14 protein-coding genes are annotated in these 13,119 nt (G+C 72.5%); 6 read left to right on the plus strand and 8 right to left on the minus strand.

All coding sequences use genetic code 11. The features are described from left to right. The first annotated feature begins 158 nt into the window (after nucleotides 1-158). Nucleotides 159-923, plus strand: a complete 765-nt coding sequence (locus E2E34_RS22460) for a bestrophin-like domain (RefSeq protein ID WP_138903721.1) — start codon at nucleotides 159-161, stop codon at nucleotides 921-923. A 259-nt stretch (nucleotides 924-1,182) separates the two neighbouring features. Further along, nucleotides 1,183-1,740 (plus strand): hypothetical protein, encoded by a 558-nt coding sequence (locus tag E2E34_RS22465; RefSeq protein ID WP_138903722.1) that lies wholly within the window; start codon nucleotides 1,183-1,185, stop codon nucleotides 1,738-1,740. Between the two features lie 108 nt (nucleotides 1,741-1,848). Here E2E34_RS22465 and E2E34_RS22470 read toward each other — a convergent pair whose 3' ends face one another. Continuing rightward, nucleotides 1,849-2,334 carry a hypothetical protein gene (locus tag E2E34_RS22470; RefSeq protein WP_138899070.1) on the minus strand — a complete coding sequence of 162 codons (486 nt, stop codon included), beginning with the start codon at nucleotides 2,332-2,334 and terminating at the stop codon, nucleotides 1,849-1,851. Nucleotides 2,335-2,644: 310 nt separating this feature from the next. Between E2E34_RS22470 and E2E34_RS22475 the strand changes: the two genes are divergently transcribed. Continuing rightward, nucleotides 2,645-3,304 carry a class F sortase gene (locus E2E34_RS22475; protein WP_138903723.1) on the plus strand — a complete coding sequence of 220 codons (660 nt, stop codon included), beginning with the start codon at nucleotides 2,645-2,647 and terminating at the stop codon, nucleotides 3,302-3,304. Between the two features lie 36 nt (nucleotides 3,305-3,340). Here the strand turns inward: E2E34_RS22475 and E2E34_RS22480 are convergent, their stop codons facing one another. Further along, nucleotides 3,341-4,189, minus strand: coding sequence for a polysaccharide deacetylase family protein (locus tag E2E34_RS22480; RefSeq protein ID WP_138903724.1), 849 nt, complete (start codon nucleotides 4,187-4,189; stop codon nucleotides 3,341-3,343). A gap of 329 nt (nucleotides 4,190-4,518) precedes the next feature. Between E2E34_RS22480 and E2E34_RS22490 the strand changes: the two genes are divergently transcribed. After that, a complete protein-coding gene (locus tag E2E34_RS22490; RefSeq protein ID WP_138903725.1) occupies nucleotides 4,519-5,952 on the plus strand; it encodes an amino acid permease in 1,434 nt (477 codons plus the stop codon). Between the two features lie 103 nt (nucleotides 5,953-6,055). On the opposite strand, the gene E2E34_RS22495 is transcribed toward E2E34_RS22490, so the two are convergent. Next, the gene (locus E2E34_RS22495; protein WP_138903726.1) at nucleotides 6,056-7,219 is read right to left on the minus strand and encodes a CapA family protein; all 1,164 of its coding nucleotides are present in this window, start codon (nucleotides 7,217-7,219) and stop codon (nucleotides 6,056-6,058) included. 338 nt (nucleotides 7,220-7,557) lie between these two features. On the opposite strand from E2E34_RS22495, the gene E2E34_RS22500 reads away from it, so the two are divergent. Beyond that, the gene (locus tag E2E34_RS22500; protein ID WP_138903727.1) at nucleotides 7,558-8,100 is read left to right on the plus strand and encodes a sigma-70 family RNA polymerase sigma factor; all 543 of its coding nucleotides are present in this window, start codon (nucleotides 7,558-7,560) and stop codon (nucleotides 8,098-8,100) included. 238 nt (nucleotides 8,101-8,338) lie between these two features. Next, the gene (locus tag E2E34_RS22505; RefSeq protein ID WP_138903728.1) at nucleotides 8,339-8,800 is read left to right on the plus strand and encodes a hypothetical protein; all 462 of its coding nucleotides are present in this window, start codon (nucleotides 8,339-8,341) and stop codon (nucleotides 8,798-8,800) included. Here the strand turns inward: E2E34_RS22505 and E2E34_RS22510 are convergent, their stop codons facing one another. The 5 genes from E2E34_RS22510 to E2E34_RS22530 form a co-directional block, all read right to left on the minus strand. Then, entirely contained in the window at nucleotides 8,801-10,030 is a 1,230-nt protein-coding gene (locus E2E34_RS22510) for a sensor histidine kinase (RefSeq protein ID WP_138903729.1), read from the minus strand. It lies immediately after the preceding gene. After that, the gene (locus E2E34_RS22515) at nucleotides 10,027-11,772 is read right to left on the minus strand and encodes a sodium/solute symporter (RefSeq protein ID WP_138903730.1); all 1,746 of its coding nucleotides are present in this window, start codon (nucleotides 11,770-11,772) and stop codon (nucleotides 10,027-10,029) included. The genes E2E34_RS22510 and E2E34_RS22515 overlap by 4 nt, the downstream gene beginning before the upstream one ends. Continuing rightward, nucleotides 11,773-12,171, minus strand: a complete 399-nt coding sequence (locus tag E2E34_RS22520; RefSeq protein WP_138903731.1) for a hypothetical protein — start codon at nucleotides 12,169-12,171, stop codon at nucleotides 11,773-11,775. Between the two features lie 40 nt (nucleotides 12,172-12,211). Then, entirely contained in the window at nucleotides 12,212-12,490 is a 279-nt protein-coding gene (locus E2E34_RS22525) for a hypothetical protein (protein WP_138903732.1), read from the minus strand. A gap of 150 nt (nucleotides 12,491-12,640) precedes the next feature. Next, on the minus strand, nucleotides 12,641-13,119 hold a 479-nt coding region (locus tag E2E34_RS22530; RefSeq protein WP_244315985.1), incomplete at its 5' end, for a LytR/AlgR family response regulator transcription factor.

The raw sequence follows: 13,119 nt of genomic DNA on the forward strand, positions 1-13,119 counted from the left end.
CCCCCAAGCCGGTCGCGCTCCCCGTGTACCGCAAAGCCACCCGTCAGGAGCCGCAGAACGGGCCGTCCCTGGTTTCCCTCACCCTCCTGATCACGGCCCCGGCGGTGTTCGCCGCCGCCGTACTGCGTCCACGGTCCCGCTAGCCGACGGAGAATCCCATGTCGGAATGGCTCGTTCTGAGCATCGCGATGGCGTCCGCCTGCGCGGTCGTCCTCACCATCACGGTCATCAACCACCGCCGCGTCGGTGAGGACGACGACCCGTCCGAGACCCCGGACGTCATCGAGTACATGACGATGATGATCGGCGTGGTCTACGCGATCGTCCTCGGCCTGGCCATCGCGGGCGTCTGGGAGGGCCGCAGCGCCGCCCAGGACTCCGTACGGCAGGAGGCCCAGGCCCTGTACGAGGTCAGCGCCCGCTCCGAGGTCTACCCCGCCGAGGTCCGGGCCCGGATCCGCGGCGACGTCGACGCGTACGTCTCGCACGTCGTCAACACCGAGTGGAAGCACATGGCCGAGCACGGCAGCCTGACCGAACGCGGCACCGAGCTGCTCGAACAGGTGCGCCGCGACGTCACCGACTACGTGCCCAGGACCGACCACGAGGGCCAGGCGTACCAGCCGCTGGTGGACCAGGTCGCCACCGCGGACGACGCCCGGGGCGCACGCGGCGCGGGGGCGGAGGCCACCATGCCCGGCGTCGTCTGGTTCGGCCTGATCATCGGGGCCCTGGTCGCCGTCGGGCTCATCTTCACCCTCCAGATCCGCCGCACCGGACGCGAACTGCTCCTGGCCGGTCTCTACAGCGCCCTGATCGCCTTCCTGCTCTTCCTCATCTGGGACTTCGACGCCCCCTTCGGACGCGGGCTGTCCGCCACGGCCGGGCCGTTCCTCGACCTGTTCCCGGAGGCCACCCGGTAGCCACCCGCGGCCGCCGTCCCCCGAAGCCCCTGGAGCCAGGGGCCGGCAGGGGGGGCGGCGGCCGCGTCCGGAGCGGCCCGCCGGACCGGTGCGGCGGGCCGCGGCGGTGCACCGGGTGGCGTACGCCGATACCCCATTTGCGCGACTGTGATCGCGCGCCGCCGCCACCGCTCCTAGCGTTCGGGATATCGAGGCGCATTTCCTGCCATGTGTGGATAAAAATTCCGCCGCTGCTCCTCGAGGACCCGGAGGATTGTCCATGCGCGCGATACGTGTGACATCGGCCGCCGCGCTCGGCCTCGCCGCTCTCTCACTCACCGTCCCGGCCGCCTCGGCGGTCGACACCAAAGTGCCCGCGGTGGTCGGCACCGCCACGCCGTCCACCATCGCCGCCGGCGGACAGATCACACTGTTCGTCTCGGGGTGCACCGGTGGTGCTGACGCATCCTCGGCCGTGTTCGACACCGTCAACATCCCGCAGGGCGGCACGGCGACCGCGACGGTCGACTGGGACGCGAAACGCGGGGCCCTGTACACCATTACGTACGTCTGCCACGACGACGGCCGCCAGGGCACTTCGCAGCTCACCATCGCCGGCGACGCCCGGCCGACGCCCACCTTCACCACGCCCGCCCCGACCGTGACCACCACGGCCACGGCGACCCGTTCCCCCGCCGGCCCCGCCAGGGGTGGCGTGGGCGGCAGCCAGGGCGGGATGGACGCCGGGGAGATCGCCGCCGGTGCGGCGCTGGTCCTCGCGGCCACCGGTGGCGTCGTCTTCGTCCTGCGCCGGCGCTCCGGCAGCCGCCAGCACTGACGGCGGCGGGAGCCCGGACCGCACCCGACAAGCCCGTTGCCCCGCGTCCTCGTAAGGACGCGGGGCGACGGGCGTTCACGCGAGTACGGGCCACGGGCGGCCGGACGCTCAGACCTCGCCGCGGTTCAGGCGCCGCCTGCGCGCGATGAAGAGGCCGCCGCCGATGGCCGAGGCGGCGACGAGGCCGGCGCCGACCTTCATCTCGGTGTCGGAAGGGCCGAGCGACCCGCCGATGCCGCCGCGCGCGCCCCGTCCCGAGAGGACAGTGAACTGGTGGGTCGCCACCAGCGGGTTGTCGTTGCACTTGACGGCCAGGTTGTAGTGGCCGGGGGTGGCGTTGTGCTTGATCTTGGCGGTGGCGAACGACGTGGTGTCGCTGGCCGGCAGGTGGGCGGGACGCTGGAAGGCGTTGGACGTCACGGTTCCGCCGTGGCCGCACCCCGAGGCGCTGACCGTCAGCACGCCGCCCTGGTGGACCGAGAACGGGTTGACGTTGACATTGCGAGGGCCGTTGGTGGCGGTGGCGGTGGGGGCGACGAGTCCGACCGCCGCAAGGGCGGTCGCGGTCACCAGACAGGCGCGTGAGACACGCATCGTAGAACCTCCACGGGACGGCGCCCCGGAGCGGTGCCCCGGGAAGATCGACGAGAACGCCTCCCATGACGAACACTCACCGGGCGGGATGATTACCGCATTTCGGGCTGGTCCACCCCGGTGAGGCGACACGCCGGTGCGGCGCGTCCCGATCTGACGGAGCCGCAGGTCACAGACCGTCAGATATCTTGTACGACCAGTTACCCGGATGGGTCACCGCGCGCGGACCGCGCCACCCGTTCGCCCCTCACGTATCGCCGCCCCCACCCCGCGCGCTTAGCGTCCGTACAGACGCGTCGAAGGGAGAACAATGGGCCAGGAGTACAACGGCTCCGAGCCGAGAAAACGCTCGCCCTGGGGGGTCCTGGCGCTCGTCATGCTCACTGGCCTCGCGCTGATGCGCAACGGCGCCGACGTGTCCATCGGCCCCCCGCAGCCCGCGTCCGCCGCGGCTCTCGACAGCCCCTCCGAGGTCAGCGGCGCCCGGACCTCGCGCACCTCCGTGCGGCCGCTGCCGTACGCCCCCGCCTCCCGCATCCGCCTGCCCGACATCCGCGTCAACGCGCCCATCGTGGACGTGGGGCTCGACGACGAGGGCTGGATCGACGCACCGTCGCCGCAGGACCCCAACCTCGCCGGCTGGTACCAGAACGGCATCTCCCCAGGCCAGCTCGGCACCTCGGTGATCGTCGGCCATGTCGACAACGCGGTCGGCCCCGCCGTCTTCTACAACCTGGGGTCGCTCCGGAAGGGGCACCGCATCGAGGTCGAGCGCTACGACGGCCGCGCCGCCGTGTTCGAGGTCTACGGCGTCGAAGTCTTCTCGAAGGAGGAGTTCCCCGGCCCCCGCGTGTACGGGGACATCGGCAGGCCCGAGCTGCGCGTGATCACCTGCGGCGGCGGCTACTCGAAGACGAGCGGCTACGCCGGCAACGTCGTGGTCTTCGCCCGCATGGTCGCCACCCGCTGAGCGGGTGGCGACCGGGGCGCGCGCGGGGTAGCGCGCTCACCCCCGCGCGGCGGTTCCCGGCACCGTGAGCCGGTAGCCCCGGTCGAGCAGTTCCGGCAGGTACGTCCGCAGCGCCTCGACGCTCTGCCGCCGGTCGCCCCCCGCGTCGTGCGACAGCACCACCACACCGGGCCCCGCCCCCGCCCGCACCCGGCGGACGATGAACCCCGTACCGGGCTCGCGCCAGTCGAGCGTGTCGACGGTCCAGCCGAGCGGCTCCATGCCCAGCTCCGCGCCGATCTCGAACGAGCGGCGGTTCCAGGCTCCGTACGGCGCGCGGTACCAGTCGGGCGCCCGCCCGACGGTCCGCTCGACGACATCGCTCGTACGCCCCAGCTCGGCGCGGATCCCCGCGGGTGACAGCCGCGTGACCAACGGGTGCGACCAGGTGTGGTTGCCCACGACGTGGCCGTCCTCGGCCATCTCCCGCAGCAGGTCCCGGTTCTCCGCCGCCATCTCGCCGCACACGAAGAACATCGCGCGGACGTCGTAGCGCCGCAGCGTCCGCAGGATGTCGGGCGTGTAGCGCGGGTCGGGCCCGTCGTCGAAGGTCAGCACCATGCTGCGGCCGGCCCCCGCCATGCGGAGGAAGGGCCTGCGGCGCACCGGCGGCCGGGCGGGCCGGTACCGGGGCGGCGTGTAGGCCGTCATGGGCCGCAGCCGGTACGCCGAGGGTCTGACCGGCGCACCGGCCTGCGGCCCGGCGGCCGGCGGCGGTCCCGACGGAAGTCGTCCGGGCGTCTGGGCGGGGTCCGGTCCGAGGAGGCGTACGGCGGTGGCGGCCCCCAGGCAGGCGGCCAGGCGCAGCATCGCCCGCCGCCCCGGAGGCATCTGATCGTTTTTCATGACTAATAGCTCGCACGGCCGAAGGCCCCGGGGCCCGACCCACACCGGCGGTGGGGGCCGAAGTACCCGATGGGACGAGCCGGTCGGCGCCGGACAGCCGCGCCGCTGCGGCAGAGCAGCAGCGCCATCGATTCGAACGCGGCACCGACGGCCCGGAGTGATCGTCGCCGGCCCGGACGGCTCGGATTCCTCGTCGCGGGCCGCGGCCGGCGCGGCGGGCCCGGCGTGACGGGGAGAGCGCCACTTGGCGTACACCGCCTTTCACCACGCCCGCGCCTGGTCCATCATGAGCCGCCATCAGCCGACAGTCGTCTGCGGAGGAATCATTCATGGCCGGACTCCGGGCGGGACAAGGCGTTCTGCGCCGCAAGCCGATCGAACAGGTCGAAGAAGGTGACACCAGCGAGCGCCTGACCAGAACGCTCGGGCTCTGGCAGCTCACCGCGATCGGCGTCGGCGGCATCATCGGCGCGGGCATCTTCACTCTTGCCGGTACGGTCGCGAACGGCACGGCGGGCCCGGCCGTCCTGATCTCCTTCCTGATCGCCGGTGTCGCGAGCGCGGCGGCGGCCTTCTCGTACGCCGAGTTCGCGGGCCTGATCCCGAAGGCCGGTTCGGCGTACACCTACGGCTATGTGGTGCTCGGTGAGCTCGCCGGCTGGTTCATCGGCTGGGACCTGCTGCTGGAGTACACGGCGATCGTGGCGGTGGTGGCGATCGGCATCTCCGGCTACTTCAACTTCCTGCTGGACGACCTGGGCGCCGAGCTGCCCACCTGGATGCTGGGCGCGCCCGGGACCGGGAGCGGCCACCGGGTCGATCTGATCGCGGCCGTGCTGTGCCTGTTCATCGCATACCTGCTGACGCTGGGCATCAAGAGCGCGGCGCGCTTCGAGACGGTCGTGGTGGTGCTGAAGGTCCTCGTCGTGCTCGTCGTGATCGTGGTCGGCTTCTTCCACATCAGCACCAGCAACTACAGTCCCTTCTTCCCCTTCGGGGTCGGCGGCGCGTTCACCGGTGCGGCGACGGTGTTCTTCGCGGTCTTCGGGTACGACGCCATGTCGACGGCGGCCGAGGAGTCGAAGGACGCGCAGCGCCACATGCCCAAGGCGATCCTGTACTCGCTCGCCATCTCGATGGCGCTGTACGTGCTGGCCACCCTGGTGCTCACCGGCATGCAGAACTACAAGGAGATCGACCCCGAGAGCGGCTTCTCGACGGCGTTCCAGTCGGTGGGACTCGACGCCCTCGCGGACGTGATCGCGGTGGGAGCCATCATCGGCATCCTCACCGTCATGTTCACCTTCATGCTGGGCGTGACGCGGGTGTGGTTCTCCATGAGCCGCGACGGGCTGCTGCCGCGCTGGTTCGCCAAAACGCACCCGACGCGGCACGTGCCGGTGCGGGTGACGTGGATCGTGGGCGTCGCGTCGGCGCTGATCGCCGGGTTCCTGCCGATCGGCGAGGCGGCGGAACTGACCAATATCGGCATCCTGCTGGCGTTCGCCGTGGTGTGCACCGCGGTGATCGTGCTGCGCTACCGGCGGCCGGAGCTGCCGCGCAGCTTCCGCACACCGGGCATGCCGCTGGTGCCGGCGATCGGGGTGGTGTCCTCGATCTGGCTGATCACCTATCTGGCCTGGGAGACCTGGTTCCGGTTCGCGCTGTGGTTCGCGCTCGGGCTGGTGATCTACTTCGGTTACTCGTACCGGAAGTCGGCGCTGGCGCAGCAGCCGAGGGCCGACGCCGGCGGCAAGGAATAGGCGGGGGGGGCGGACACCGGGGTTGCCACCGCGAGGGAGGCGTTCCCGTGCGGCGGCGGCCCCGCCCGTGTCCGACAGGGCGGCCCCGATCAGCCCCTGGGCCCTACCGGCCCATCCGCAGGCCCGCCTTCGCCGCGCCCCGGCTCAGCACGACCTCCCGGATCCGGTCGCGTACGTCCGTGTGGTCCGCGCCCCCCTTGATGGCGGCGTTCAGGTCCACCACGCGCCCCGCGTCCGGGTCGAACCACTGCGGCAGGAACTCCGCCTTGCGCACCTCCCACCGCTGCCCCTCCCGTTTCGGCGGCGCGAAGGTGAAGCGGCCGATCGTGCCCTGGTTGCCCCGCGGGTCGAACGCGCCCGAGTGGTTCACCATCGCGCCGGCGACCTGGTCGCCCATGCCGTAGATGACCCAGGTGCCGTTGATCTTCTCGTACGCCTGGGGGACGTGCGCGTGCGTGCCGAGGATCAGGTCGATGTCGGGGCGGCCGTCCGTCTTCGACGCGGTGAGCGCCTTGCCCAGCCGCACCTGCTGCGCGTCCGGCTCGTCCTGCCACTCCGTGCCCCAGTGGATCGAGACGACCACCACGTCGGCGCCCGCCTTCCTGGCCGCCCGCGCGTCGGCGACGATCCGGTCCTCGTCGATCATGTTCACCGCCCACGGCCGGCCCTCGGGCATCGGGTAGCCGTTCGTGCCGTACGTGTAGGCGAGCTGGGCCACCTTCGCGCTGCCGCCCTTCAGCCAGGCCGGCTCCTTCGACTCGGCCTCGGTCCGGGCCGAGCCCACGTGCCGCACGCCGGCCTTGTCGAGCGCGGCGAGCGTCCGGTCGATCCCCTCGGCCCCCGCGTCGAGGCTGTGGTTCGAGGCGGTGGAGCACGCGTCGTACCCCGTGGCGCTCAGGCCCTTGGCCACCTCGGGAGGCGACTTGAAGTCGGGGTAGCCGGTGTACGGGCCGCCGTCCTTGCCGTACACCGTCTCCATGTGGCAGATCGCCAGGTCGGCCGCCGAGACCACCGACTTCGCCCCGGCCAGCATCGGCGCGAAGTCGTACCCCTCGCCGCCCGCGTCGGCGGCGGCCCGCCGGATGATCGACGCGTGCGGCAGTACGTCGCCCGAGGCGACCAGGGTGAAGCCCCGCTGGTCGCGGCCCGCGCCCGCCGCCAGGTGGCCCGGCGGCGAGGACTTCGCGGGCGGCCCGGTGCACGCGGTGACGCCGCCGATCAACAGCGCGGCCATGGCCGTCGCCCCCTGCAGTGTTCGCTTCACCATCAGACCGACTTTCATCTTGTATTACTTATGGTGAAACAAACCGATATGGGTGTCTTCCGCAAGTCAAGGGACACGGCCGTCCGGGTCACCGCAACGGTTCCCGGTCCCTGGGCCGCCCCTCACCGCCGGTCGTCACGGCGCGTCGTCACGGCTGGTCGTCGCGGGCGTTCGCCACGACCGTTCGTCGTGCCATTCACCGCACCGTTCGACCGCTCACCGCACGGCCCCTGCCGCCCGTTCGGCCGCCGCCTTCCGCACGGCGGCGCCCCGGGCGGAGGGCGGTTATCTTCGCCGCCTTCAGGCCATCGGCCACCCGGTCTCCCGAAGGGGCGTCAACGGTGACTTCCTCCGCTTCCTCCCTCCAGCAGCACACCGACGAACGAGCCATCGCCGACCTCCAGCGCGAACACGGCAAGGCGCTCTTCTGCTTCCTCCTGGGCCTCACCTACGGGGACAGGCAGCGCGCGGAGGATCTCCTCCAGGAGACGCTGGTCCGGGCCTGGCAGCACCCGGAGGCGCTGGCGAGCGACCACGAATCGCTGCGCCCCTGGCTCTTCACCGTGGGCCGCAGGCTGGCGATCGACGCCCGGCGGGCCCGCCGGTCACGTCCGTACGAGGTCGGCGTCGACGTGCTGGAGCACTCCGCGCTCCCCGACGACCACGTGGAACGCTCCGTCACCGCGCTCGACGTCCGCCAGGCGGTCGGGGCGCTGCGCGGGGAGCACCGCGAGGTGCTGGCCCAGGTCTACTTCCGGGGCCGTTCCGTGGCCGAGGCGTCGCAGGCGCTCGGCATACCGGCGGGCACGGTCAAGTCCCGTACGTACTATGCTCTGCGCGCGCTGCGGAAGGTGCTTCCGGGGTACGGCCGCGACGCCGCCTGAGGCACGTTCGCACCACCCGCCCCGCAGGTCAGATCTTCACCTTCCGTACCCGTGCAGAGCAGGCCGATTTCGAAACAGCAGCGTCAAGTTGAGTAAAGACCGCACGCTGTGCGTGTCTGAGAGTGAAGGCTCGGCGGTGCCCCCGCAGGAACAGAGAACAGATCAGTCCGGGAGAAGGTGAAGTGCTGTGCTGCCCGAGAGTACGAACGGCACCAGCGGAGACAGACTCACGGTACCGATGGCTTGGCTGTACGCCGAGTACATCGCCGACGAGCTGCTCCGCACGGGCAACCTGATCCCACCCGGCACCATCGAGTTCCGGGCGGGCCGGGAGACCCTGGCGCTCACCGTCTACCTGTCCGACAGCTCCGACGAGCTGTCCGGCATCCGCGTCGTCTCCAGCCTCGACGAGTGGCTCTCGCTCACGACGTACGGCCATCCCTGGGAGACCTGGGTACGGGAGAGGCTCGACGAGCGCACCGCCGCGGCCCGCCGCGACGCGTCCGCCGGCCCCGACCTCGAACTGGCCCTGGCCTCGTGGCGCTGGCTCAGCGGCACGCAGCTCCTCGCCGCCGACCTCGGCGGCGCGATCCCCCGGCACCCGGCGGCGGATCTCGCGGTGGACGAGAGCGAGCAGGTGTGGATGCCGGCCTGGCAGCTGGGTCTGCCCCTGGGGCATCTGGCCATCCACCTCTTCTGATCACGGCCCCGGCCGCCTGCCCTGTCCGGCGGACGGTGAGGGGTGCACTCCCGCGCGGTACTTGGGAAAGCGCAGCGTGATCTTCATTCCCGCGCCGACGCCCGTCTCGATCACGAGGCCGTAGTCGTCGCCGTACACCTGGCGCAACCGGTCGTCGACGTTGGACAGACCGATGCCGGACGAGGCGGTGTGCTCGCCCGCGAGGATGCGCCGCAGGCGCTCCGGGTCCATGCCGACGCCGTTGTCCTCGATGACGACGGTGGCCTCCGCGCCCGCGTCACGGGCGGAGATGGTGACCTTGAACTCGTCGGTGGAGTCCTCCAGCCCGTGCTTGACGGCGTTCTCCACGAGCGGCTGGAGGCAGAGGAACGGCAGCGCGACGGGCAGCACCTCGGGGGCGACCTGGAGGGTCACCTTCAGCCGGTCGCCGAAGCGCGCTCCGGCCAGGGCCAGGTACTGCTCGATGGAGCGCAGTTCGTCGGCGAGGTGGGTGAAGTCGCCGTGGCGGCGGAAGGAGTAGCGGGTGAAGTCCGCGAACTCCAGCAGCAGTTCCCGGGCGCGCTCGGGGTCGGTGCGGACGAACGAGGCGATCGCGGCGAGCGAGTTGAAGATGAAGTGCGGCGATATCTGGGCGCGCAGGGCACGGATCTCGGCCTCGACGACACGGGTGCGGGAACGGTCCAGCTCGGCCAGTTCCAGCTGTACGGACACCCAGCGGGCCACCTCGGTGGCCGCCCTGACCAGGACCGCCGACTCCCGCGACCCGTAGGCGACGAGCGCGCCCAGCACCCCCTCCTCGCCGGTCAGCGGCGCGATCACCGCCCACCGCAGCGGGCACTGGAGGTCGTCGCAGTCGGTGCGTACGCTCTGGCTCCGCCCGGAGTCGAGCATCTCCCGTACGCGGCGCATCACCGGCTCGCGGTGGTGGTCGCCGCCGGGCCCGTCCCACGCGAGCACGCTCTCGCGGTCGGTCAGGCACAGGGCCTCGGTGCCGAGCAGCGAACGCAGCCGGCGGGCGGCCTTGCGGGCGGTGTCCTCGGTCAGGCCGGCGCGCAGCGGGGGCGCGGCGAGCGAGGCGGTGTGCAGGGTGTGGAAGGTGGCGTGCTCGACGGGCGTACCGAGGTCGAGGTCGCCCCGTCCGTGGCGGGCGGTGACGCGGCCCAGCACGATCCCGGCGGCGAGGAGCACCGCGCCGGCGGCGGCCACCGCCGCGATCTCGATGCCGGTCATCGTCCCGCTCCCCCGCCCACGCCCGTACCGTCCCTCGCGATCAGGTCCTCCGGGAGGTGGAGCCGGGCCAGCGTCGCGGCGGTCGTCGACGGCACCCGGTGCGGGGTCGCCAGCGACACCAGCACCATCGTGAGGAAGCCGAGCGGTACCGACCACACGGCGGGCCAGGCGAGGAGCGAGTGCGACCAGCCGCCCGCCGGCAGACCGGCCCGGGTCGCCATGACGGCGGTCAGCGCCGCCCCGCCGCCCACGACGAGCCCGGCCACCGCGCCCGGCGGGGTGAGCCCCCGCCACCAGATGCCGAGCACGAGCAGCGGGCAGAAGGAGGAGGCGGACACGGCGAAGGCGAGCCCCACGGCGTCGGCGACCGGCACGTTGGCGGTCACGATGCTCAGACCCAGCGGTACGGCCATGGCGAGGACGGTGGCGAGTCTGAAGGGCCGTACGCCCCGGGACGGCAGGACGTCCTGGCTGAGCACGCCCGCGACCGACATGGTCAGTCCCGACGCGGTCGACAGGAACGCCGCGAACGCGCCGCCGGCGAGCAGCGCCCCCAGCAGGTCGCCGCCGACGCCGCCGATCATCCGGTCCGGCAGGACGAGTACGGCGGCGTCCGCCTCCCCGGTGAGGGACAGTTCGGGGGCGTAGATCCGGCCGAGCGCCCCGTACACCGGCGGCAGCAGGTAGAACGCGCCGATCAGGCCGAGCACGACCAGGGTCGTGCGGCGGGCGGCGGTGCCGTTGGGGCTGGTGTAGAAGCGCACGGCGACGTGCGGCAGGCCCATGGTGCCGAGGAAGGTGGCGAGGATCAGGCCGTACGTCGCGTACAGCGGGTGCTCCTCGCGGCTGCTGGCGAGCGGCTGGGACCAGCTCGACGCGCCCGCCCGGTCGGTGCCCGCCTTCTCCGGGACCCGGGCGTGCGCGGGGAAGGCGAGCGAGGTGCCCGCGCCGATGCGGTGGACGCCCGCGTCGAGGGCGACCGGCTCGCGGTCGTGGCGGCGGTCGTCGACGGTGCCGGTCACAGTGACGCGCAGCGGCCGGTCGAGGTCGATACGCACGGTGTCGTCGACCGTCACGACCGTGTGCTCGCGGAAGGTGGCGGGCTCGGCGAACCGGGCGCGCGGCGCGTCGTCCCCCAGCCAGGCGACGGTGAGGAAGAGCGCGGGCACGAGCAGCGCGGTGAGCTTGAGCCAGTACTGGAACGCCTGCACGAAGGTGATGCTCCGCATCCCGCCCGCCGCCACCGCCCCCGTCACGACGAGCGCCACGACGAGGCCGCCGACCCAGTCGGGCGCTCCGGTGAGTATCTCCAGCGTCAGGCCCGCGCCTTGCAGCTGCGGCAGCAGGTAGAGCCACCCGATCCCCACGACGAAGAGGCTGGCGAGCCTGCGGACCTGCGGCGATTCGAGCCGGGCCTCGGCGAAGTCGGAGAGGGTGTAGGCGCCCGAGCGGCGCAGCGGGGCCGCGACGAGGACGAGGAGTACGAGGTATCCGGCGGTGTAGCCGACCGGGTACCAGAGCATCTCGGGGCCCTGGAGGAGGACGAGCCCGGCGACTCCGAGGAAGGAGGCGGCGGACAGGTACTCGCCGCTGATGGCGGCGGCGTTCAGGCCGGGCTTGACGCTGCGTGAGGCGACGTAGAAGTCGGAGGTGGTACGGGATATGCGCAGGCCGAGCGCGCCGATGAGGACGGTGGCGAGCACGACGGCGGTGACGGCGGCCACCGCGTACGCCTGGTTCACTCAGCGTCCTTCGACGAGCTTGCCGAAGGCGCGTTCGTTGCGCTCCGCGCGCCGGACGTACCAGCGGGCGATCAGCCACATGACCGGGTAGACGGCCACACCGAGCGCCGCCCAGACGAAGGGCGCGGGCGACGGCAGGTCGGACGCGGTGAAGACCTCCGGAAGCGAGAACAGCAGCGGCAGCGAACCGACGAGCAGCGCGAGCGCGCCCAGCGAGACCATCGCCGCCCGCAGCTGGCTGCGCATCAGGGAGCGCACGTACGTCGCTCCCAGGGTCGTCTGCTCGGTGATCTCGGACCGCGCCGGGGCGTGGCCCGGTGGCCGTCGGGCGCCCCGGGGCACACCGGTGACGGTTTCGCGGCGTGGTGGTCGCTGTGAGGGCGGCTGATCTGCGGACATCGGCGCGAGTCTACGCAGCGCCGATCGCGCCGGACAGGGGTCAGCGGCCGGGCTTTCGGCCGCCGGCGCCGCAGTCGTCGAGGGCGAATTCGAGCTCGACGTACGACTCCTCCGCCCTGCGGAAAGCGATCTCCAGGGCGGCGGCGGTGCGCGGCCCGGCGAGGTCGCGGGCGGACTCCCGTACTTCGTCGAGCACGTCGGCCCACCGGCCCGCCGCGCTCTTGACCCTCGTGAGCAGCGCTTCGAGGTCGCGCGCGTCGGACGGCCTGGTCGGCGGCAGCCCGCGGAGCTCCTCCAGCAGCGCGTCGAGTTCGGTCATCCGGTCTCCTCGTGACGGTGGCCCGACCGAGCGTAGGCGGTGACCGGGGACCGCATGGCCCGTCCGCCGGCCGGGTGCGGCGAGCGGCGGGTGTACGGCGGTGAACGGTGCCCCGGGGCGGCCGGCGGTCGGGGGGGCCGCCGGGGCGGGTCAGCCGTGGGCGCGGCGCATGAGGAGGTCACGCAGCTCGCGCGCGTGGCGGCGGCTCACCGCCAGCTCGGCGTCGCCCACGCGCACGGTGGTCGCGCCCGCGTCCAGCCGCAGTTCGTCGATGCGGCCGAGGGCGACGAGGTGGCGTCGGTGGATGCGGACGAAGCCGCGTGCGGCCCAGCGCTCCTCCAGCGTGGACAGGGGGATGCGGACGAGGTGGCTGCCGGCGTGCGTGTGGAGGCGGGCGTAGTCGCCCTGCGCCTCGACGTACGCGATGTCGTCGATCGGGACGAAGCGTGTGACGCCGCCCAGTTCCACGGCGATCTGGTCGGCGGCGCTCTGCTGTGCCACGGGGTCCACGCGCCGGCGCCGCCGGCGTCCGGGCAGCAGGACGGCGGCGAGCAGGAGCAGGACGCCGCCGCCGAGGGCCAGCGCGACGCCCACGTCGAGTCCGGTGCCGTCGGTGTCGACCGTCAGGC

The organism is Streptomyces albidochromogenes (genome assembly GCF_005981925.1).
GTDB lineage: Bacteria > Actinomycetota > Actinomycetes > Streptomycetales > Streptomycetaceae > Streptomyces > Streptomyces albidochromogenes.

What these genes read in the sequence shown, in the direction of transcription:
- E2E34_RS22460 (WP_138903721.1), top strand. Translation starts at nt 159, where the DNA reads ATGTCGGAATGGCTCGTTCTGAGCATCGCGATGGCGTCCGCCTGCGCG.
- E2E34_RS22465 (WP_138903722.1), top strand. Translation starts at nt 1,183, where the DNA reads ATGCGCGCGATACGTGTGACATCGGCCGCCGCGCTCGGCCTCGCCGCT.
- E2E34_RS22470 (WP_138899070.1), bottom strand. Translation starts at nt 2,334, where the DNA reads ATGCGTGTCTCACGCGCCTGTCTGGTGACCGCGACCGCCCTTGCGGCG.
- E2E34_RS22475 (WP_138903723.1), top strand. Translation starts at nt 2,645, where the DNA reads ATGGGCCAGGAGTACAACGGCTCCGAGCCGAGAAAACGCTCGCCCTGG.
- E2E34_RS22480 (WP_138903724.1), bottom strand. Translation starts at nt 4,189, where the DNA reads ATGAAAAACGATCAGATGCCTCCGGGGCGGCGGGCGATGCTGCGCCTG.
- E2E34_RS22490 (WP_138903725.1), top strand. Translation starts at nt 4,519, where the DNA reads ATGGCCGGACTCCGGGCGGGACAAGGCGTTCTGCGCCGCAAGCCGATC.
- E2E34_RS22495 (WP_138903726.1), bottom strand. Translation starts at nt 7,219, where the DNA reads ATGGTGAAGCGAACACTGCAGGGGGCGACGGCCATGGCCGCGCTGTTG.
- E2E34_RS22505 (WP_138903728.1), top strand. Translation starts at nt 8,339, where the DNA reads ATGGCTTGGCTGTACGCCGAGTACATCGCCGACGAGCTGCTCCGCACG.
- E2E34_RS22510 (WP_138903729.1), bottom strand. Translation starts at nt 10,030, where the DNA reads ATGACCGGCATCGAGATCGCGGCGGTGGCCGCCGCCGGCGCGGTGCTC.
- E2E34_RS22520 (WP_138903731.1), bottom strand. Translation starts at nt 12,171, where the DNA reads ATGTCCGCAGATCAGCCGCCCTCACAGCGACCACCACGCCGCGAAACC.
- E2E34_RS22525 (WP_138903732.1), bottom strand. Translation starts at nt 12,490, where the DNA reads ATGACCGAACTCGACGCGCTGCTGGAGGAGCTCCGCGGGCTGCCGCCG.